Origin of the sequence: Paenibacillus sp. KN14-4R, assembly GCF_052180255.1 — a bacterium.
In the GTDB taxonomy this organism is placed as follows: Bacteria; Bacillota; Bacilli; order Paenibacillales; family NBRC-103111; genus Paenibacillus_AM.
In genome coordinates this window covers 3,927,501-3,949,828 of record NZ_CP197466.1, presented here as the reverse complement: position 1 = coordinate 3,949,828, position 22,328 = coordinate 3,927,501, and the positions used below count along the sequence as shown (strand labels likewise).

Sequence of the window (22,328 nt, the reverse complement as noted above, 5' to 3'; positions counted from 1 at the left end):
ACCAACCGGTGAAAGTTAGAATATTGTCCGTGATCCTAATCGTCGTTGGCCTTATTCTACTTGGCTATCCGAAGTTTGAGGAAATGCTGGAAAATGCGGAGCAGCAGCAGTTAGCTCGGGAATGGCAGAGCAGCTTTGCAAATATCGACAGCTCGGATCGTTCGGAGGATTCTACTCAGCAGCCCTCGGCGCAGAACTCCGCCCCGCCAAATACAGAGGTAGAGCGATCAATCGATGGGAAAGTGGAGGGGATGCTTAAGATTGATAAAATCAACCTGTATCTCCCGATCCTTCATGGGGCGACTAAGGATAACATGAAAACCACGCTAGCCAGTATTGAGAATACGGGTAAAGCTGGTGAGCTTGGCAACTACGCCATTGCGGGTCATCGGAACACGACGTATGGAAGAAATTTTAATCGGGTGGATGAGCTGGCGATCGGAGATCAGATTGACGTGAATACGGGAACCAATGAGTTCGAATATATCGTATCCGAGAAGCTGCTCGTCAAGCCCGAAGATGTATGGGTGCTAGAAAGTGATGGAAAATCAAAGGAAATTACGCTGGTGACCTGTTACCCAATCGTGAACCCGACACATCGGCTTATTATTAAAGGTAAGATTGTCACGGAGTAAACCACGCATATTGTGAGTGGTTATTCACTTGATATGGCAGGCGAATGGAAGTTAGTGAGGAATCGTTGTATAATCGATAGCAGAATGCTGATTTTCCGAAAGAAGGTGACCTTGTGGAAGAAGATAAAGGTAAGAAGAAGATCGCGCTGAACATTGTCAGCTCGAAGGTGAATCATAAAGGTTTCGGTGCAGGATCAATCGATTTGAATAATGTTTCTTCTATTATTATAGATGGTGATGAGTGCTACTTGGATATGGGTGCATTACATGCCAAAAGTAAGGTTGAGAAGGGCATTAAATTTTCCATGAATAAAGAGGATGTACCCAATGGTCGTTCATGCTGGCTGATCTGGGTTGCGGTTGATCGTAATGCAGAAGGTGCATTCTACGGAGGCATCACGGCTTGTCCGATGTTGGTCGATACCGAAGCACGTCGTGGATGGAAAATTCTTGCGGAGCATGTGAATTTGATGGACGCAGCGATGAAACGCAAAGTAGTTGTAGATCAACTAAGCGACAAGGAAAAGTCGATGCTTCGTGAGCAGTTGATCGCACATAATGAGCAATGGTGGGAGCATTCCGATGACGCTTTGAAGGAAGCTTTGGCATAATTGTCAATACCCTAAATTTTATGTCTTTTATGTGTCACCCATTGTCGGTGATGCAGGAACTGAGTATACTAATGTCTAGTATGTGTTACCTCATATACTAGGACAACAAAAAGGCAGAACCGGGGACGCCCGGTCCTGCCTTTTTGTGTTGTCTAACTAGTAGTGAGACTTCAGGAATGCACCGGCTATTACTTCATCCAGTTCTTGAATTTCTCCCACCAAGAGCCGTTTGGCTTGCTCTTGTCTTTATCTTTATCGGAGCCAGTAGCACCACGTTCTGAGCAATAAGTCTTCGGTTCCGTTCCGACGACGAAAGACTCCAGCCGCGATGTTGCGCGGCAGTCATCATTCGCCAGCTTACCGCTGGCGGAATCGATCCGCACCGTCACGACACCGTCTGGTGCGGGGAAGAGCTTAGGCGGCACGGCTGCCAGCGCGCCCTCGGTAAAGTCGGCGAAGATCGGCGCCGACAAATGCGCTTCGGCCGGAGTGATGTTGCGGCCTTTGTCATACCCGACCCACACCGCCGTTGCTAGCTCCGGCGTAAATCCAACCATCCATGAATCCGCATCCGTTGTTCCGGTTTTACCTGAAATTGGTCGCTTAATCGTAGCCGAAACGCGTGAGCCTGTCCCACCGTCCTCGAACACACTTTCCATGAGGTGGGTGAGTATATAAGTTGCTGGTGGATCTGCAACCTTTTCCGTCTTCTTCTGTGCTTGGTACAATACATTCCCTGCGGCATCCTCAATTCGAATAATCGCGGTTGGCTCCTCACGCATGCCACCATTAGCTATCGCTGCGAATGCTGACGCCATCTCCATTGGTGACACGGGAAACGTCCCTAATGCCAGTGAAGGCAGCGGCTTCATTGCGGAGCTGAGTCCGAGCTTGTGTGCAGTATCGATCACCTTTTGCGGACCTACCCCCATAATGGTATGTACGGCATAAATGTTATCTGATTTCGCAATGGCTTTACGCATGTCGATCATGTCATTTTCATACAAGTTATTGTAATTGCTTGGCATGTACGTCTGTCTGCCATCATCATACGTAAACACCGTCGGTTCACTTTTAAACTTCGTAAGAGGAGTAAACCCATTTTGCAGCGCAGTTAAGTATAGAATCGGTTTAAAAGAAGACCCTGGCTGTCGGAGCCCCGACACCGCGCGATTGAACTGGTTATCCTTATATTCCTTCCCACCGACCATCGCTTTGATCTGCCCTGTACGCGGATCAATCGCCACGAGCGCGCCTTGCAGTTCCCCAGATGACTTCAATGTATGGCTGATGGTTTCCTCTGCGACAGTTTGCGCTTTTAAATCGAGTGTCGTATAAATCCGTATACCACCCTGCTCAAACACATCCTCCGTAATCCCAAGCTTCTCGATAGCTTGAATCCTGACATAATCACGGAAGTATGGCGCACGGGCGGGTTTACGACCTTCGAGTGTTTTATAGTTAAGTGGCTCTTTAGCAGCAGCATCGGCTTGGGCTTGCGTAATGTACCCTGTGTTCACCATTGTGCTAAGCACCGTCACTTGGCGCTCCTTCGCCTTTGTTGCATCATAATAAGGAGAATAATAGCGCGGACCTTTTGGAACGCCAGCTAGGAGCGCACTTTCTGCAAGTGATAAATCCTTCGCATGTTTCCCGAAAAATAATTGAGCCGCCGTCTCCGCCCCATAGGTGGAATGCCCATAATAAATTTGATTTAAATATTGCTCCAAAATCTCATCTTTGCTTAGCTGCAATTCCATTTGCAGCGCATAAAGAGATTCCTTTACTTTCCGAGTCCATGTGCGTTCATGAGTTAAATATAAATTGCGTGCAAGCTGCTGTGTAATGGTTCCTGCCCCTTGCACCATGCTCATATGTTTGATATTAACGACTGCAGCACGGGCAATGCCCCGAAAATCTAACCCGGAATGTTCATAGAATCGTTGGTCTTCAATCGATAGTGTCGCGTGAATCAGATCCGGTGAGATATCATGAAGGGATACAACTTGTCTGTTTTCTTCTTGATAAAGTGTGTCGATTAATACGCCTTGTGTGTCATACATTTGAGATGATTGTTCCACCGTAATAACGGGCAGCGTCTTGAACCGGAGATAGGTAAGAAGTCCACCTAATAAGATTACCATCACAATGGATAATTTGAGTGCGATTGTAGCAAACTTTTTTAAGCGCAATTTCCAGCGGATGGCTGCAGCTGGCTTGATCTTTTCGGAGCGCGCTTCTTGTTCATTTAATTTCTCTGTGTTTAATTCATCCATACAAGGCTCGCCACTATTTGTTAATTCGGGCTCCGTCTGCTGGGTATTCAATTCTTGTTGTGAATCTTGATTCGATGTTGAATCAGCCATACGTTTTACTCCTTTCCCGAACCGATTGGTTCTCCCATCTATTTATATACGGGCGAATTCGACATTGGTCGTATTTATTTGTGAATATGTCAAATGAAGTCTCATCTTATTCACAGTATGGAAAATGTTGGACCCACCTATTCAAATATGTACATAATAAGTTGAAATTTACTTAAAATATTTGGCTAAAGGGTCACAATTGTTTTCATTTTGGGAGCAATCTACTATAATACAATTTGTGCATGAAGGAGAGTGTCGCGGACACCAGTTTGCGCATGGAAAGACGCTAAGGTGGAACACTGAGATCAGGCATTTTGGTCATTTATATATATGAAATGGAAAGAGGGGCTGTACAAATGGATTTGTGGTACACGGAGAAACAAACAGAGAGTTATGGCATTACTGCTAAAATTAAAGAATCGTATGTAAGAGAACAAACAGACTTTCAAGATCTAGCGATGATCGAAACCGAAGAATGGGGTACGATGCTGACACTAGACGGTATGGTCATGACAACCGTTCGTGACGAATTTGTATACCATGAGATGGTAGCACACCCAGCATTATTTACGCATCCGAATCCGAAGCACGTGCTTGTTGTAGGCGGTGGTGATGGCGGTGTAATTCGTGAAGTTATGAAGCACCCGAAAGTAGAAAAGGCTGTATTGGTTGACATTGATGGTAAGGTAATCGAGTATTCCAAGAAGTACTTACCGACAATTGCAGGTGAATTGGATAACCCACGCGTTGAAGTTATCGTAGGCGATGGTTACATGCACATTCACGAGCACAAGAATGAGTATGACGTAATCATGGTTGATTCCACGGAGCCAGTAGGCCCAGCGGTTGAATTGTTCTCCAAAGGTTTCTACCAAGGCATTTTTGATGCGCTTAAAGAAGATGGAATTTTCGTGGCACAGACAGATAACCCTTGGTTCAAAGCAGACCTGATCCAAACCGTTAACCGTGATGTGAAAGAAATTTTCCCAATCGTTCGTGTATATGGTGCGAATATCCCAACTTACCCAAGTGGTCTATGGACATTCACAATGGGTTCCAAAACGTATGATCCACTTCAAGTGGACGAAACAGCAATTCCAGAGCTAGATACGAAATATTACACATCACGCTTGCACAAAGCAGCGTTCGTTCTACCGAAGTTCGTAGAAGATTTGGTGAAGTAATTTCATTTTGCAGCTAGCGATGAACGAAAGGATGTGCGTTTGATTATGCGTTTAGATCAAGCTTATTCGGGTAATGTATTTATTTGTTCTTCTGATGATTACGCAGCTTCCAAAGCTGTTATTTACGGCATGCCTATGGATTTCACGGTGTCATTCCGTCCAGGCTCCCGATTCGGTCCTCCACGTATTCGTGAAGTGTCCATCGGACTTGAGGAATATAGTCCGTATTTAGATAAATCCCTCGTGGATATCCAATATTTCGATGCAGGCGATTTGTTGCTTCCTTTCGGAAACCCGGCACGTTCCCTTGATATCATCAAGGACTACGTAACAGGTTTACTGAAAGACGATAAGTTCCCACTTGGTCTTGGCGGTGAGCACTTGTGTTCTTGGCCAATCTTCCAAGCACTTTATGAAAAATATCCAGATCTTGCGATCATTCACTTTGATGCGCATGCGGATTTGCGTGAGAACTATGAAGGCGAACCGCTTTCTCACTCTACACCACTTCGTAAAGCTGCTAACTTAATTGGTGGCAAAAATATTTATCAATTCGGTATCCGCTCTGGTTCACGTGAAGAATTCCAATATGCGCGTGAGAACATTAACTTCCATCCATTTGAAGTACTTGAACCGCTTCGCAAAGTATTGCCAGAGCTTGCAGGACGCCCGGTATACTTGACGATCGATATCGATGTTCTTGATCCTTCAGCAGCTCCTGGTACGGGAACAGCTGAAGCAGGCGGCATCACATCTAAGGAATTGCTAGCTTCTATTCATGCGATTGCGGGTGCAGGCCTGGACGTAATCGGTGCTGATGTCGTAGAAGTAGCTCCTGCATATGATCCGACTGAGCAGACACAAATTGTTGCATCCAAAATCATTCGTGAAATTTTGCTTGGTCTTGTACCGACAAAATAAATCGTTTCCTGACACCGTCAATCCACTTGGCGGTGTTTTTTTTATGCAAGTGTGTTCAAATGCAGGGACCTTGATCGATTGAGACAGGGTCTATGTCGTACCTGAGCGATGTGATCTGTATCCTTCAGCAATTGAATTTATTTTCACGATACTATACACTAGAAGCTAAACTTGACATGAGGGAGTTACATGTCCAATGAAACAACAGGTTCGTATTACCATTGATAGTACAAATGGCGATCAGCAGCTCTTGCAGCATGCGGAGGGTGATTTGTACTTAAAGAATGGACATATTTACATCAGGTATGAGGAAATACAGGAAGAGTTAGGTCGCACGACGACACTACTTAAGTTTAGTGATAATCAATTTCGCATTATTAGACAAGGTGAGACCGGATCAGAGCAAACATTCCTTCCGGGTGAGTGGACAGAAGGCTGGTACCACACCGCACAAGGCCGGCTTGATATGCGAATTCGAACGCATTCGTTACAAATGCGATTAGATGAGAATGGACTTGGCGATGCCAAATGGAACTATGATTTGTATGTCGCAGGCGACCACGCCGGGCGATTCAAAATAAAACTATCCATTAAGAAAATGAACGACAATCAGGAGGGTTAACTTAATGAACGTGTTAGAACAAGTGAAGTCTGCGGTTCGTGAGGTAGTTGGACAGGCTGTGATAGACACAGGTCTCGTTACGGCAGACCAGTTGCCAGAAATCGTACTAGAAGTACCAAAGGAGAAAACACACGGTGATTTGTCTACCAATATTGCGATGCAATTGACTAAGATTGCAAAGCAGAATCCGCGTGTAATTGCAGAGCAGCTTATTGCGAAATTGGAACAAGAGAAGGCTCATATTGCTAAAGTTGAAATTGCTGGTCCTGGATTCATTAATTTTCATATGGATAAAAGCTATTTATATCAAGTTGTAGGCGAGGTCTATCAATCAGGTGATCGTTATGGTCAGATTAATGATGGACAAGGTCGCAAAGTACAAGTAGAATTCGTTTCTGCAAATCCGACAGGCTCTTTGCACTTGGGACATGCTCGTGGGGCAGCAGTTGGGGATGCGCTATGTAATGTACTTGATTTAGCAGGCTATGATGTAACACGTGAGTACTACATTAATGATGCAGGGAATCAAGTGAATAACTTAGCTCTTTCGATTGAAGCTCGTTATATGCAAGCGCTAGGTCAAGATGTACCTATGCCAGAAGACGGTTATCATGGTGAAGACATCAAAGGCTTTGCAGATGAGCTTGCATCAGAAAAGGGCAACAGCTTACTTGCACTTGATGAACAAGAACGTTTAGCGTTTTTCCGTGAATATGGGTTGACCCGAGAGCTGGATAAGCTCAAGCGAGATTTAGCGAGATTTGGTGTGCAATTCGACGAGTGGTTCTCCGAAACATCTATTTATACGAGCGGCCAGCTGGATCAAGCTTTAGAAGCACTGCGTAATAGCGGTTATGTATATGAGCAAGAAGGAGCAACATGGCTGCGTACAACAGACCTTGGCGATGACAAAGATCGTGTTCTCATAAAGAATGACGGTTCGTTTACCTATTTAACACCTGATATTGCGTATCACCGCAATAAGTATGAGCGCGGTTATGACCAATTGATTAACATTTGGGGAGCGGATCACCATGGTTATATCCCGCGTGTAAAAGCGGCTATGACAACTCTTGGATACGATGCTTCTAAGCTAACTGTACTTATCGCGCAGATGGTTTCCTTGTTCCAAGACGGGGAGAAAGTAAAGATGTCCAAGCGTACAGGTAAAGCCGTTACGATGGAAGATTTGATGGATGAAGTGGGTGTCGATGCCATTCGCTACTTCTTTACGATGCGTTCGATGGATTCTCATCTTGATTTTGATATGGATTTGGCGGTTTCTAAGTCGAATGAGAACCCTGTTTTCTATGTACAGTATGCATTTGCACGTATTTGCTCGATTTTCCGTCAAGCAGAAGAGCAAGGAATTGAAATCGTCGACTTGTCACAAGTCAATCTTAATTGCTTAACATCAGAAGCAGAATTCGACCTTCTTCGTAAAATGGGCGAGCTTCCTCAAGAGATTTCGGAAGCTGCACGTCTTTATGCTCCTCATCGTTTGATTCGTTATGTATATGATATTGCAAGCATGTTCCACTCTTACTATAAAGCGGAGCGGGTAATGACAGAGGATGCTGAGCAGACGCAAGCGCGTTTCGCGTTGTTAGGCGCTCTACAGATCGTGATTCGCAACGTATTAAGAGCAGTTGGGGTATCTTCACCGGATCGTATGTAGGAACTGATATAACATTAAAGGCACTGCTTATGGGATTCTCCCGTAAACAGTGCCTTTTGTTATGTTGGATGGATTCTATAAGGAGTGACCGTCTATTGAGCGGCGAGCAATCTTTTTCTTTTGTAAGCTGCGTGTTTTGGTAATGGCATTAATCACTCGCCTAGCGTTAATTTGTCCAGCAGATGCTTTTACTTCTTTTGTTAAAGTAACTGCATATTGCTTAAGCGTCTTTTTGATTTGGAGTGGTTTGAGATTTGGTTTCGTACTGAGCATGAGAGCGACAACTCCACTGACGTGCGCCGTGGCCATCGAAGTACCGCTTAGCTCGTTGTAATTACCATTCAACCAGCAAGAATATATTTTTTCGCCAGGTGCATAAATATCAATCCGTTTTCCTTTATTACTAAAAGGGGCAATTCGGTTTAATTGTGTAATAGCACCAACGGATACGACTTGCGGAAAACGTGCGGGGTAATCGACAGATGCTTTTTTTCCTTCATTCCCGCATGATGCGATAATGATTTTACCCGCTTTATAAGCGTGCTGCACGGCATTTTCGAGTGCTTTGGAGTAAGATGACATTCCAAAGCTCATATTGATAATATCCATATTATTTTCAACACACCAGTTAATGCCGGCAATAATATCTGATACATAAGCACTTCCGAGTCTATCAAACGCTTTTACTGCATGAATAGAAGCTTGTGGAGCAACGCCAAGAATACCTTTTCTCGTCGACGCCCCCGCGATAATTCCAGCAATATGAGTGCCATGTCCATTATCATCGTTTGGAAGCATGCCCGGGAAGAGTAAGTTCACACCTCGATAGATCGATGGTTTTAGGTCAGGATGAGTGGGATCGACTCCCGTATCAATGACGCCGATTCGTACTTCAGAACCACGTGTTTTAGTCCAAGTTAGAGGCGCCTTCACTTGCTTGACTCCCCATGGGATCAATTGATTACCGACAGGATAAAAATGGCTTCTAATTGAGGATTGATTAGTGAAAGAATGATAGTTATCAGCTTGATAGTGGATGCTTAAGGTGCTATCTTCCTCAATGGACACAGCATGGGTAAATTTCATCAGTGATTGTAAGGAATGAATAGGACATGAAATCGCTTGAATGATTTTTAGTTCTTGAATCGATTGCTTTTCTTCTGGAGGGGCCTGCCAAGTTTTGATGAAATCGATACATGCGTCATAGTCTTCAGTATTCTCAAAGCGAATAATTTGTCTTTTTTTCGCTTTGCTTGAGAGATGGATTTCATCATGCAACGTTTCAATAAATGGTTCGGGGTCCACTGCAGCCACCTCCCACCTTACACCGGATGTCGAATCTCTCCTCATTGTATGTACATGCGCAAACACAAGATTGATTGATATGCCCCATATGAAATAAATAAGGTTTCAGCCGTGTCAAGGTGAGGAAATCAACATACTCTGAGAGTGAGGGGCTTCGTAAGAAAAGTCTCTGCAGGGTACAGTCTGAAGCGAAGGGAAACCTTCGCTTTGCTATTTTTTGGAGATGACTTGCGTGAAGTTGCATTTTTACATAAAATAGGTTTTACTTAATGAAGATATTGGATAAGGTAGTTCTTATAGCTCCGAATGAATAAATGTAGTTGAAGGGAAGTGTGTTTTGCCGTGAGTAACTCATATACACTTAAAATTTCCGAGGATCAAGCCCGTGAAATGCCGATGGTTGACCTTGCGTTTGAATTGTTAAAATCTGCGAATACTCCGTTTTATTATCGTGATCTGATGCAAGAAATTGCGCAAATTAAAGGCTTATCCTCTGAACAAATGATGGATGTAATTGCACAACTATATACGGAAATTAACATCGATGGACGATTTGCTTGTGTTGGAGCAAACCTATGGGGATTGAAGCGCTGGTACCCAGTTGAAAAAGGTGAAGATGCAGTTGCAGGTGCCAAACGTCCTCGTATCATTAATGATGAAGACGACGATCTAGATGAGGATATCTTCGCTGAAGAAGAAGAAAGCTACGATACAGAAGGCTTTGATTCCTTTGATTCACCTCGTGATGAATTTGACAATGAGTCAGAAGCTGAAGAAGAAGAGGAAGACCCAGCTTTCTTTGGCGATGAAGAGATAGAAGAAGACGAAGAGATCGACGAAGCAGTAGCGGATGAGGATTCAAATGACGAAGATTCTGATGATGAAGATGACTCGGATGACGAGGATGAAGACGATAAATAATCGATCGTTCATGTACTGAAAATTGGGCTATAAGTTTTCTTGACAGTCAGCCTGCTTTTGAGTAAACTATGTTCTGGGCTTTAAAAAGAATAACGGATATTATGTATAAAAAAGTGCCCCGTCTCGCTACGGGTGTCACTTTTTTTTGTTTTTTTATGGTTTTTTTGGTTAAGTAACCCCGGTTTACTGGAAACTAAGACAAGTGTTTCACAAAATTCAGAACTTATGTTCAAAACTTCTAAGGAGGCAATATAATGACCAAATATATTTTCGTCACAGGAGGCGTCGTGTCCTCGCTGGGCAAAGGAATTACAGCTGCATCGTTGGGTAGATTGCTTAAAAACCGCGGACTTAAAGTTACGATTCAAAAGTTTGATCCGTACATTAACGTGGATCCAGGGACAATGAGCCCTTACCAGCATGGTGAAGTATTCGTTACGGATGATGGTGCGGAGACGGATTTGGATTTGGGTCATTATGAGCGTTTTATTGATATTAACTTGTCTAAGAACTCCAATGTAACAACGGGTAAAGTATACTCTTCAGTTATTACGAAAGAACGTCGCGGTGACTACTTGGGTGGAACGGTACAAGTTGTTCCACACATTACGAATGAAATTAAAGATCGCGTTTACCGCGCAGGACGTGAAGCGCATTCCGATGTTGTCATTACAGAAATCGGGGGTACAGTAGGCGACATCGAGAGCTTGCCGTATTTAGAAGCGATTCGTCAAATCAAAAGTGATATTGGCCGCGAGAATGTGATGTACATTCATGTGACCTTGATTCCTTACTTGCAAGCAGCGGGTGAGATCAAGACAAAGCCAACCCAACATAGTGTAAAAGAATTGCGTTCGATTGGTATACAGCCGAACATTATCGTATGCCGGACAGAGAAAGCTTTGACCGAAGATACGAAGAGCAAGCTTGCTTTATTCTGTGATATTGATGCGAATGCTGTAATTGAAGCACGTGATGCAGAGACACTGTACGAAATACCAATGATGCTTCGTGATCAAGGTATGGATGACATTGTATTGAATCACTTGAAAATAACTGCTCCAGAACCGGATATGACAGAATGGGTAAAACTCATTGATGTCGTGAAGAACTTGAAGCATACGACTGAAATTGCGATCGTTGGTAAATACGTGGCACTTCATGACGCTTACCTGAGTATCGTAGAATCTTTGAGCCATGCAGGATTTGATTCGAATACATCCGTGAACATTCGTTGGGTAAATGCGGAAGAAGTATACGATCACAACGTAGATGAGTTACTTGCGGGTGTAGATGGTATCCTCGTTCCTGGTGGATTCGGTGATCGTGGTATCGAAGGTAAAGTATCCGCAATTCGTTATGCGCGTGAGAAGAAAATTCCGTTCTTCGGTATTTGCTTAGGTATGCAGGTAGCTGTAATTGAATATGCACGAAACGTTGCACGATTAGAAGGCGCGAATTCTTCGGAAATCAATCCAACAACAGCTTATCCTGTAATTGACTTGTTACCTGAACAAAAAGACATCGAGAATCTTGGCGGTACAATGCGTCTGGGTCTATATCCGTGCAAACTTGTTACTGGTACGATTGCAGAGCAATGCTATAATGATGAGCTTGTATACGAAAGACACCGTCACCGGTATGAATTTAACAATGAATATCGCGATTTGATTGAATCAGCAGGTCTTACGATTTCAGGTACTTCGCCTGATGGACGTTTAGTGGAGATTGTAGAATTAAAAGATCACCCTTGGTTCCTGGCCGTACAATTCCATCCGGAATTTATATCTCGCCCGAATCGCCCACAGCCGTTGTTCCGTGAATTTGTAAAAGCGGCATTGAACGGCAAAAGATAGTCATTTTTTTACAATTCATACAATACTCCCTACATTTTCAGGAGGAAAGTGGAAGTAAATGGCGAATAAGATAGAAGTGATGGTTGTTCGTTTATTTGTTTCAAGGGGGTATTGGATTGAATAAAAAGCTGTTGATCGTTGATGATCAGACTGGCATCAGAATCTTGCTAACGGAAGTATTTAACGCTGAGGGGTATACGACTTTTCAAGCCTCCAATGGCAGACTTGCGCTTGATATTGTAAGCCGAGAAGCGCCTGATCTTGTTTTGCTTGACATGAAGATCCCAGGTATGGACGGTCTGGACATTTTGAGGCATATCAAGCGTATGGACGAATCAATTAAAGTCATCATGATGACAGCTTATGGTGAGCTCGATATGATAAAAGAAACAACGGAACTCGGTGTGCTTAAACATTTTACCAAACCGTTTGATATTGATGAATTACGTCATGCAGTTAATGAGCAGTTCATGACGCCAACTACTGAACGCAAGCTTGGATAATAAAAAGATCCTAATTCCGTCAATGGATTAGGGTCTTTTTTAATGAGAAAATATTGGAGTATTAAATCCAAAAATTGGTTTTTCAAGGGCTCGGTTATCTTTTATATCCATGTGTGTTATAATATCACAGTGTGATGGAAGAGGGTAACGAATCTTAATTTCAATCACTTAACTAGGAGGAGTAGAACATGCCATTAGTTTCTATGAATGAGTTTTTGCCAAAAGCAAAAGCCAACAAATTTGCGGTAGGTCAGTTTAACATGAACAACTTGGAGTTTGCGCAAGCGATTACGGAAGCAGCGAAAGAATTGAACTCTCCGTTCATCTTCGGTGTATCTGAGGGCGCGCTAAAGTATATGGGTATGGAATACACAGTTGCAATTGCTAAAGCTGCAGCAGCACAATCCGGATTGCCAATTGCTTTACATTTGGATCATGGATCAACTTTTGAAGTTGCAATGCAATGTATTCGTGGAGGATTTAGTTCCGTTATGTTTGACGGTTCCCACCATTCCTTTGAAGATAACATTCGTTTGACGAAAGAAGTTGTTAAAGCTGCACACGCAATGGGCGTTTCCGTTGAAGGTGAGCTTGGAACAATCGGCGGCGTTGAAGATGATATCTCCGTTGACGAAGAGAATGCAAGTCTTGCTAAACCAGAAGAAGCAATCCGTTTCTATGAAGAAACTGGCGTTGACTGCTTAGCAATCGCTGTTGGTACTGCGCACGGTATGTATGCTGGTGAGCCGAACATTCACTTTGATATTATCGAGAAAGTATCCAAAGCGATTCCAGTACCGGTTGTATTACACGGTGGATCCGGCGTACCAGACGATATGCTTATGAAAGCAATCGCAGCTGGCGTTGGTAAAATCAACGTAAATACAGAGAACCAAGTTGCATGTACACAAGCAATCCGTGACGTATTGAACGCTGACGGTAAAGTGTATGATCCTCGTAAATACCTCACTCCAGCCCGCAAAGCAATGGTTGAAGTCGTTAAATCCAAAATTAAGATCTTCGGTAGTGAGAATCAAGCTTAATCGCTTAGCGATTCTGCTTGTTTGAATAGCAAGTCTAGTCATTGATAAATATGGGAAACACATCGATTCCGATGCGTTTCCCTTTTATTAGTGAGGTAAAAATCTTCTCTTTAAGACGGTGAAACCGTTTTTCTTGGTATTCAGGCATGTTTTCTATATTTTCCTAGTTGAAAAAGTGGTATTTTGATAGATTGAATAAAATGAATAGTTGTTTTTGTGATGCAGCGCTTTAGGGGGAAATAGATTTAATGGACAAATTGATGATTTCTGGGGGGCGTCCACTCCATGGAACCGTCCGTATTAGTGGTGCGAAGAATAGCGCAATCGCGTTAATTCCTGCTGCTGTTTTGGCGGAGACGACCGTCACGTTGGATAATCTGCCGCAATTAAGTGACGTTGCCATTTATGGTGAAATTCTGAGTGAGCTGGGTGCATCGATTTCTTGGCATGCTGACGAAATGATAATTGATCCATCTGGGATGCGATCAGCTCCAATGCCGAATGGAAATGTGAAGAAATTGAGAGCTTCTTATTATTTAATGGGAGCATTATTAGGACGATTCGGAGAGGCAGTTATTGGGCTTCCTGGTGGGTGTAACTTTGAACCACGTCCGATTGATTTGCATATTAAGGGCTTTGAAGCCTTAGGTGCAATCGTTACGAATGAAAATGGCGCGCTACACATTAAGGCGAAAGAACTTCGCGGCGCGAAAATATACTTAGATATGGCGAGTGTCGGTGCAACAATTAATATCATGCTGGCTGCTTCCAGAGCCAAGGGTTCGACCTTAATTGAAAATGCAGCTAAAGAACCGGAGATTGTTGATGTAGCAACTTTGCTGAATTCGATGGGGGCGAATATCAAAGGTGCGGGTACGGAGACCATTCGCATCGAAGGTGTAGACACCATGCATGGCTGTCGTCACTCGATCATACCAGATCGCATTCAAGCAGGTACTTATATGATTGCTGCAGCTGCTACTCGTGGTGATGTGACAATCGATCAGATCATTCCCAAACATATGGAAGCTGTTACGGCTAAGCTGCAAGAAATGGGTGTAAAAGTCTATGAGATGGATGAATCGATTCGGATTGTAGGCCAGCCCGAATATAACCATGTGGATGTGAAAGCTCTTGTGTATCCTGGCTTTGCAACGGATTTGCAATCTCCAATGTGTACACTCATGACACAATCCAGTGGTGTCAGTGTTTTAACTGATCATGTTTACGGTAGCCGCTTTAAACATATCCCAGAACTATTGCGTATGGGAGCTAAAGTTAAGATGGAAGGTCGTTCTGCGATTATTGAAGGTGCTACCTTAAGCCCTGCTAGAGTTCATGCAACGGATCTACGTGCTGGTGCGGCACTGGTTATTGCAGGCTTAACTGTACCAAGCGGCAGAGGGATAACAGAAGTGACCGGTGTTGAATATATTGATCGCGGGTACGATAATTTAGTGGAAAATCTCACCTCACTGGGCGCTGAAATTTGGCGTGAAACGATTAAAGAATAATAAACGGTACGGATAAAACGGAATAAAGCTCGTTTTGTCCGGCAACAATGAATAGTATTTCCTAGTAATCTAGAATAGAAAATTTAATAGTTTGGTGGTTGAATCCAGTGGACATGCATCTAGCCGAATTAGAGGCGCTGAAGCTGACGGAGCTATACACGTTAGCGAAGAAATTTCAAATCCCGTATTACGGGCAAATGAAGAAGAAAGAATTAATTTTTGCGATTTTGCGAGCACAGGCAGAACGCGGAGGCCTTATGTTCATGGAGGGAATCCTCGACATCTTACCGGAAGGTTTCGGTTTTCTCCGACCGATTAACTATTTACCGAGTGCTGAAGATATTTATATCTCTGCTTCACAGATTCGGAAGTTTGATCTCCGATCGGGTGACTTGGTATCGGGGAAATGCCGTCCACCCAAAGAGAATGAACGTTATTTTGGACTACTTAATGTGCAAGCCGTTAACGGTGAAAAGCCGGAGACAGCAGCAGAACGTCTTCATTTTCCAGCCTTAACTCCCCTTTACCCACAGGAAAGAGTTACTTTAGAAACAACCCCTTCCGCACTTTCAACGCGTATTATGGATATGCTTGCCCCAGTTGGTCTTGGTCAGCGTGGTTTGATCGTTGCTCCTCCTAAAGCAGGTAAAACACTCTTACTTAAAGAAATTGCGAACTCCATTTCTACCAATTATCCTGATATTGAATTGTTCGTTTTGCTAATTGATGAGCGACCAGAAGAAGTGACGGATATGCAGCGTTCGGTAAAAGGTGAAGTTGTTGCATCTACATTTGATGAATTGCCGGAGAATCACATTAAAGTGGCAGAACTTGTTATGGAACGGGCTCAGCGCCTCGTTGAACATAAGAAAGATGTCGTCATTTTACTCGATAGTATCACAAGGCTTGCACGGGCTTATAATCTTGTAGTTCCTCCATCTGGTCGTACATTATCGGGTGGTGTAGACCCTGCGGCATTCCATCGTCCAAAACGCTTTTTTGGAGCAGCGCGTAACATTGAAGAGGGTGGCTCCATTACAATTTTGGCGACGGCCCTAGTTGAAACAGGTTCGCGTATGGATGACGTTATTTATGAAGAATTTAAAGGTACGGGTAACTTGGAATTACATTTGGATCGCAAGCTTGCAGAGCGCCGTGTATTCCCTGCTATCGATATTCGTCGCTCGGGTACGAGAAGGGAAGAAATTTTGTTAGGTAAAGATGAGCTCGATAAAATTTGGGCGCTTCGCAAAGGAATGAACGATTCCTACGAATATACGGAAAACTTTATTAAGAAGCTTGGTGAAACGAAGACAAATCAAGAATTCTTAGATAATATTCAGATGCCAAAAGGAACAAATGCACCTAAAACGAGTAGTAGCTCTTCCTCTTCAAGTGGAAGTTCACCAAGAGGCAGAGAGCCGCGTGAAGGGAAAGTCAAAAATTCGGCATCATAGAGGAGTAACGCTATGAATTTGGTTTATGCAGATGACTCCGGACAAGTTTATGACGATCCGGATTTTATAGGTCTTGCACGTAGTGCGGATATGATTGTGGAAATTATGGATGAAGAGCTTATTCCATTGCCGGAAGGTGCGACTTTAGTATCGTTACCTTTTACCAATGCGGTAGGTTTGAATCCTGAAACGGGCCAAATGGAACGATTGGATGGCACACAAGCAGTTGGTGCATTGTTGCCGCAAGGCTTCACCCGCTTACTACTGCCAAGCTATGTAAAGACAGATCAAACACAGCTTTTCCCACTCTTCGGTTATACAGCTGTCGTGTGGAAAGATGATGGGTTTTATGTAGCAGCTCGCTGTACGGATGATCCAGAGCCTTGGAACCCGCGCAACTGTGATGTGAATGAGCTTGAGCTAAGTGTGAAGCGAATTCGTGAGCAGTATCCAGACAATAAATTGTACGAGCACTTATCCAATTGTGCACTTGAATATGAATGCCTAACGGCGTCCAATACATTCCTAAACCGCTGGGAAGGTGCAGTTCCTGTATCTTATTCCTGTAATGCAGGTTGCTTTGGATGTATTTCTGAACAGCCGGATGACAGTGGATTCCCTGCTCCGCAGACACGTATGAATTTCAAACCCTCTCAAGAAGATGTCGTTCAAGTGATGCTTGAGCATCTTCGCACACCGCAAAGCATTATTTCCTTTGGTCAAGGCTGTGAAGGGGAACCTTCTACACAAGCGCCTCTTATTATTAAGGCGATTAAAGAAGTGCGTCAACATACGCAACAGGGATTTATTAACATCAATACCAATGCAGGATTAACCGACCACATTCGTGGAATAGTAGATGCAGGTCTTAATTTAATGCGTGTTAGTACGATCTCAGCACTAGATGATCACTATAATGCGTATTACAAACCTCGGGCTTATACACTTAAAAATGTAGAAAAGTCGATTCGTTATGCAACAGATCAAGGGGTCATTACTTCCATTAACTATCTAGTATTCCCAGGTGTGACCGACCGTGAGGAAGAAGTAGAAGCGATGATCGAATTTGTTCGTCGTTCAGGACTGAAGCTCATTCAAATGCGTAACTTGAACATTGATCCGGAGAGTTATCTGAATTTAATTCCGAAAGCACGCGGAGAGATGCTCGGTATGAAGCAAATGATGGAGATTTTTGAGCAAGAATTGCCGGATGTGGTCATTGGTTCTTATACACACACACCGGATTTCTTCCAGAAAGTAAGCGGCAAATAAGCTTGTTATGCCAAAAAAACTATGATATAATTTCGAAGTTAATTCCATTATCTCTGGGTCGCAGAAAGACGCCAGGGCGGAAAGAGGTGAACGTAATGAAAGAAGCTATTCATCCGAAGTACCATGTTACTAACGTGACTTGCGCATGTGGTAATGCATTTGAAACAGGTTCCATCAAGGAAAACCTTCGTGTGGAAATTTGTTCCGCTTGTCATCCATTCTACACTGGTAAGCAGAAGTTTATTGATGTGGGTGGCCGCGTTGATAAATTTAAAAAGAAATACGGCATCTAATTTTTACAATCAAACCTCCTTTATGGGAGGTTTTTTCTTTTTAAAGTGTGTTCGAAAAGTTAGGTCACTTCAGAGGGAAAATTCTCCTAAGGTTGATATTTGGTGGACAATCAGCTATACTTATTTTTGCCGTGCTAGATGGGGAGGTAGCGGTGCCCTGTAACCCGCAGTCCGCTGTAGCGGGGTTGAATTCCTATTAGAGGCTATGTCGATGGTTGGTCTGTCCTTTATAAGTGGTGTTGAGAGTCGGGTCCTCCGCAATGGAACCCTGTGAATCCGGTCAGGTCTGGAAGGAAGCAGCCGTAAGCAGGACGTTTCATGTGCCGGAGGGCAGCCTGGTTTGAGCTAACTGTAAGGGAACGCTTCGGTCGCATATTCAATAATAGGTGCACGGTTTATAAATTTATAAGAATAAACGTCTATTCGAGAGCTAAGATTATCTTAGGTTTGGAATGGACGTTTTTTTGTGTAATTGGTAATGTAAGGAAGGAATAAGGCGCTTTAGAACGAACTTTATATTTTAATATAACCAATCGGCCCTTTTTAAAGAATGAGGTGATCTGATGTTCAATCCTAGTAATTCACCCGGCCATCTAACATTTGGAGATTTGAGTCGGTGTTGGAGCTTAATTACGGATGTAGGTGTGATTCAAGTAGATCCGGATTATAAGATAGTAAGGTGCGATACTAATTTTGAAACGTTGACTGGGTATTCATCCGCGGAATTAGCCGGGACTCGGATCAGTGATATCGTTGTATTAGAATTGCCTCTACAGGAATTGTGCAACCATGGTCATCTTGCAACAGAGCTGGGGGGCAAAGGGGTTCCCTACTACTTGCGCATCCGGACGCTAACAGGAACAACAGTCGTAAAGGAATGTAAAGTCATTGAGCTTGAAGGGGAACGTGCGGGTTTTGTGCTCTTTTTAAAAGACGTAGAAGAGAATATCAAAAATTTATTTGAGCGCTTCTCTGGGGCATTTTTAGAGGATGTGAATTTGGGCGTTCTGCTCGTAGATACCGATTACACACTCGTCGAGATTAGTGAAGTGGCTTGTAAAATCCTTGGACTTGAAAAAGAAGCTGTGACCGGCAAACCAATGAATGAAGTGTTCATGTCTGTACCAATTGAATATCACCTTGTGCAGTCGACGATCTTAGACGGTGTTATTGTTCGTAATCATGCGATGTCTTGGATGAACGATCAGAAGCGTTATGAACTGTTGCTGGATTCCAATGTGCTGCGGGATAAACGTGGGGTGATTGTTGGTGCCTATGTCATTTTTAAAGATGTCTCGAACCTAAGGTCATTGGAACAACAAGTGGAACGAAGTGATCGACTGGCGATGATTGGGCAGATTGCTGCCGGGACAGCTCATGAGATTCGAAATCCACTCACTTCAATAAAAGGTTTTTTACAAGTATTTCGGAAATCGTTTGATCAATTGGGTTTGAGTAGAGAACAAGAATATGTCGAAATTATGTTAGATGAAATTAACCGTGTGAATGAACTGGTGAATGAGTTTTTGAAATTATCCAAACCTAAAAACGCCAAGTTCCAAAAAACCAACATTACAGGTGTGCTTCGTGGGCTGATGCCGATTATTCAAAGTGAGGCATTACTTCATAATGTGCAATTGTCCTATGAGACAGAGAATCATTTGCCAGATGTCATCGCGGATCAGGAAATGCTCAAACAAGTGTTTCTTAACATATGTAAAAATGGGATTGAAGCGATGGTAGATGGAGGGGCTTTAAGTATTACAGAACGTGTGGACGTGCAGGAACGCAGCGTACGTGTGGAAATTCACGACACAGGGCCAGGGATTCCGTTATATGTTATAGATAAGATATTTGACCCCTTTTTCACAACTAAAGAAGAGGGGACAGGGCTTGGACTATCTGTCTGCCAGCGTATTATTCATGATTTAGGCGGACAGATTAGGGTGTCATCCAAAGGCTTTGGAACGACCTTTACCATTTGCATCCCCTACCCATGACGCGGTTTATTCCAAGCCAGTGATATAGTATAATGAACACATTGACAATGAATTGCGAGGGACACTATGACTCATATCGCTTTATACCGAACATGGCGTTCGCAAACATTTGCCGAGGTGGTCGGACAAAAGCATATTACCCAAACACTGCAAAATTCGCTTCGTGATAACCGATTCACACACGCGTACTTATTTAGCGGTCCACGTGGTACGGGTAAGACGAGTACAGCCAAGATTTTGGCTAAAGCACTCAATTGTGAAAATGGTCCAGCTGAAGAGCCGTGCAATGAATGCTCGGCATGTCGGCGAATGACAGAAGGGGCGCTTATCGATGTTGTTGAGATCGATGCGGCTTCTAATCGTGGTGTAGATGAGATTCGAGATCTTCGTGACAAGGTGAAATATGCACCAACCGAGGTTCGATATAAAGTCTATATCATCGATGAAGTTCACATGCTTACAACAGAAGCGTTTAATGCGCTTCTTAAGACATTAGAGGAACCTCCTGCCCATGTGATATTTATATTAGCCACAACTGAGCCACATCGTATACCAGCGACGATTTTATCGCGTTGTCAGCGATTCGATTTTCGTAGAGTCGCTTTGACGGAACAGATCGGACGCTTGCGATACGTATGTGAACAGGAGCAACTCGAAGTTGAAGAGGATGCGCTGCATTATATTGCGAGACTTTCCGATGGTGGAATGCGTGATGCACTTAGTTTGCTTGACCAAGCTTCTTCATTTAGCCTAGGCTGTATCACATTAGATGATGTCCTATCGATGACAGGCGGCTTACCAACCGAAGGATTTGAGCGAGTACTGGATGCTGTGCGAACACAAAATATTGGCGAAGCCTTGCAGTTGATTGACGGGTTTATGCAAGCGGGTAAAAGTGCAGATAAATGCACAGAAGGCTTAATGCATTTTATTCGAGATTTATTGTTGCTGCGGATGATTCCAGATTCATCCACATTAACGGAACGGGTTTTTGATGGTGAACGTTTACGTGGCATCGCACATCATTTTGAGCCCGATCATTTAATGCGCATGGTTGAAACATTGAATCATTATCACAGTGAAATGAAATATTCAGTCCAACCGCAGACACTGCTAGAGATTGCTGTATTGCGGATGTGTGCTGCAGAAGAGCCTGCTGCTGGCACAGCCTCAGCGGCACAAACCTCACCCGCCGCTGTGCCCCGCGGGTCAAGGCCCGCATCCTCACCCGCTGGTAGCGGCGAAGATGCGGGTGCGCTGGCGCAACGCGTCCAGCGCATGGAGGAGCAGCTCACCCAGCTGCTCCAAAACGGTGGCGCCGCGCTTAGCGCCGGCACCACCACAGGCGCCCAAGGAGCACGGGCGCCAGGGCGACGCGCCCCATCCTCATCGGGCGGGGCGGCAGCAAGTGCCCGGTCGAGAGCGCAGCTCGACCGGTTCGTCAGCGGCGGAGATGACGCCGCTTTACGCATGGCAGCCTCCAAATGGAGTCAAATTTTGAGTGTTGTCAAAGAGCGCAAAATTACCGTTCATGCATGGCTTGTAGACGGCGAACCAGTAGCGTATCATGGAGATGCGCTGCTCGTTACATTTCGAAGTGTCATGCATCGGGATACGACGGAGAAGCCGGACAATAAGTTGCTGATCGAACAGGCGATGAGCGAAATCCTTGGCGAGAAGGTAAGTCTTGTAACCGCAATGGCTAAAGATTGGGCAGATGCGAAATCTTCAGCAGCTCCCCCGGTCGAGGAGTTGAAACTCGAACCGCAGGATGAGCCAGGTGCTAGCGGGGGTAAGATGGACCATGTGAACGAAGCACTTAAGCTTTTTGGTGAGGATCTCGTTACGATCAAAGACGAGTAAACAAACTTTAATATGCAGAGGAGTATGAACCCATGAACAATATGAACCAAATGATGAAGCAAGTGAAGAAAATGCAAGAGCAAATGCTTAAAGCGCAAGAGCAATTGGGTCAACAAGAAATCGAAGGTACTGCAGGTGGCGGTGTTGTTTCGGTTAAAGTAAATGGACACAAGAAAGTTCTAAGCGTAACAATCAAGCCAGAAGCAGTAGATCCAGAAGATGTTGAAATGCTGCAAGATCTAGTTCTTTCAGCTGTGAATGATGCTCTAACTAAGGCTGAAGAA

General features: G+C 43.9%; 19 protein-coding genes and 1 other RNA gene (1 of these 20 only partly in view). 18 read left to right on the top strand and 2 right to left on the bottom strand.

Annotated elements, in window-relative coordinates; all coding sequences use genetic code 11:
- Positions 1-8: 8 nt before the first annotated feature.
- Positions 9-635 (top strand): class D sortase, encoded by a 627-nt coding sequence (locus ACSBOP_RS19495; protein WP_442602140.1) that lies wholly within the window; start codon positions 9-11, stop codon positions 633-635.
- Positions 636-748: 113 nt separating this feature from the next.
- Positions 749-1,246 (top strand): YwhD family protein, encoded by a 498-nt coding sequence (locus ACSBOP_RS19490; RefSeq protein ID WP_442602139.1) that lies wholly within the window; start codon positions 749-751, stop codon positions 1,244-1,246.
- Positions 1,247-1,434: 188 nt separating this feature from the next.
- Here the strand turns inward: ACSBOP_RS19490 and ACSBOP_RS19485 are convergent, their stop codons facing one another.
- Complete coding sequence (locus ACSBOP_RS19485) at positions 1,435-3,522, bottom strand: transglycosylase domain-containing protein (RefSeq protein ID WP_442604535.1); 2,088 nt, start codon at positions 3,520-3,522, stop codon at positions 1,435-1,437.
- A 446-nt stretch (positions 3,523-3,968) separates the two neighbouring features.
- Between ACSBOP_RS19485 and speE the strand changes: the two genes are divergently transcribed.
- The 4 genes from speE to argS all read left to right on the top strand — a co-directional run bounded on the left by speE (position 3,969) and on the right by argS (position 8,017).
- Entirely contained in the window at positions 3,969-4,796 is an 828-nt protein-coding gene (gene speE, locus ACSBOP_RS19480; protein ID WP_442602138.1) for a polyamine aminopropyltransferase, read from the top strand.
- A 45-nt stretch (positions 4,797-4,841) separates the two neighbouring features.
- Entirely contained in the window at positions 4,842-5,717 is an 876-nt protein-coding gene (speB, locus tag ACSBOP_RS19475; RefSeq protein ID WP_442602137.1) for an agmatinase, read from the top strand.
- Positions 5,718-5,913: 196 nt separating this feature from the next.
- On the top strand, positions 5,914-6,339 hold the full coding sequence (locus ACSBOP_RS19470) for a DUF1934 domain-containing protein (protein ID WP_442602136.1): 426 nt from the start codon (positions 5,914-5,916) through the stop codon (positions 6,337-6,339).
- A gap of 4 nt (positions 6,340-6,343) precedes the next feature.
- Positions 6,344-8,017, top strand: coding sequence for an arginine--tRNA ligase (gene argS / locus ACSBOP_RS19465; RefSeq protein WP_442602135.1), 1,674 nt, complete (start codon positions 6,344-6,346; stop codon positions 8,015-8,017).
- Between the two features lie 75 nt (positions 8,018-8,092).
- Here the strand turns inward: argS and ACSBOP_RS19460 are convergent, their stop codons facing one another.
- Positions 8,093-9,322, bottom strand: a complete 1,230-nt coding sequence (locus tag ACSBOP_RS19460; RefSeq protein ID WP_442602134.1) for a S8 family peptidase — start codon at positions 9,320-9,322, stop codon at positions 8,093-8,095.
- Positions 9,323-9,664: 342 nt separating this feature from the next.
- Here ACSBOP_RS19460 and rpoE point away from each other — a divergent pair, with 342 nt between their 5' ends.
- The 12 genes from rpoE to ACSBOP_RS19400 all read left to right on the top strand — a co-directional run.
- Positions 9,665-10,243: a DNA-directed RNA polymerase subunit delta gene (rpoE, locus tag ACSBOP_RS19455; RefSeq protein ID WP_442602133.1), complete on the top strand. Its 579-nt coding sequence runs from the start codon at positions 9,665-9,667 to the stop codon at positions 10,241-10,243.
- 254 nt (positions 10,244-10,497) lie between these two features.
- Positions 10,498-12,099 (top strand): CTP synthase, encoded by a 1,602-nt coding sequence (locus tag ACSBOP_RS19450; protein ID WP_442602132.1) that lies wholly within the window; start codon positions 10,498-10,500, stop codon positions 12,097-12,099.
- 116 nt (positions 12,100-12,215) lie between these two features.
- Positions 12,216-12,602: a response regulator gene (locus ACSBOP_RS19445; RefSeq protein ID WP_442602131.1), complete on the top strand. Its 387-nt coding sequence runs from the start codon at positions 12,216-12,218 to the stop codon at positions 12,600-12,602.
- A 188-nt stretch (positions 12,603-12,790) separates the two neighbouring features.
- Positions 12,791-13,645: a class II fructose-1,6-bisphosphate aldolase gene (gene fba, locus ACSBOP_RS19440; protein WP_442602130.1), complete on the top strand. Its 855-nt coding sequence runs from the start codon at positions 12,791-12,793 to the stop codon at positions 13,643-13,645.
- 248 nt (positions 13,646-13,893) lie between these two features.
- Positions 13,894-15,159, top strand: a complete 1,266-nt coding sequence (locus tag ACSBOP_RS19435; RefSeq protein ID WP_442602129.1) for a UDP-N-acetylglucosamine 1-carboxyvinyltransferase — start codon at positions 13,894-13,896, stop codon at positions 15,157-15,159.
- Positions 15,160-15,266: 107 nt separating this feature from the next.
- Positions 15,267-16,616, top strand: a complete 1,350-nt coding sequence (rho, locus tag ACSBOP_RS19430) for a transcription termination factor Rho (RefSeq protein ID WP_442602128.1) — start codon at positions 15,267-15,269, stop codon at positions 16,614-16,616.
- A 12-nt stretch (positions 16,617-16,628) separates the two neighbouring features.
- Positions 16,629-17,888, top strand: a complete 1,260-nt coding sequence (locus ACSBOP_RS19425; protein WP_442602127.1) for a radical SAM protein — start codon at positions 16,629-16,631, stop codon at positions 17,886-17,888.
- A gap of 95 nt (positions 17,889-17,983) precedes the next feature.
- The gene (gene rpmE, locus ACSBOP_RS19420) at positions 17,984-18,181 is read left to right on the top strand and encodes a 50S ribosomal protein L31 (protein ID WP_442602126.1); all 198 of its coding nucleotides are present in this window, start codon (positions 17,984-17,986) and stop codon (positions 18,179-18,181) included.
- 129 nt (positions 18,182-18,310) lie between these two features.
- An RNA gene (ffs, locus tag ACSBOP_RS19415) (signal recognition particle sRNA large type) lies at positions 18,311-18,575 on the top strand.
- Positions 18,576-18,744: 169 nt separating this feature from the next.
- Positions 18,745-20,181 carry an ATP-binding protein gene (locus ACSBOP_RS19410; RefSeq protein WP_442602125.1) on the top strand — a complete coding sequence of 479 codons (1,437 nt, stop codon included), beginning with the start codon at positions 18,745-18,747 and terminating at the stop codon, positions 20,179-20,181.
- 66 nt (positions 20,182-20,247) lie between these two features.
- Positions 20,248-22,044, top strand: coding sequence for a DNA polymerase III subunit gamma/tau (gene dnaX, locus ACSBOP_RS19405; protein ID WP_442602124.1), 1,797 nt, complete (start codon positions 20,248-20,250; stop codon positions 22,042-22,044).
- A gap of 32 nt (positions 22,045-22,076) precedes the next feature.
- A protein-coding gene (locus ACSBOP_RS19400) for a YbaB/EbfC family nucleoid-associated protein (protein ID WP_442602123.1) crosses the window boundary here: on the top strand, positions 22,077-22,328 show its 5' portion. Its footprint extends 60 nt past the window's final position; only the first 252 of its 312 coding nucleotides appear in the window; the start codon lies at positions 22,077-22,079; its stop codon lies beyond the right edge, outside the window.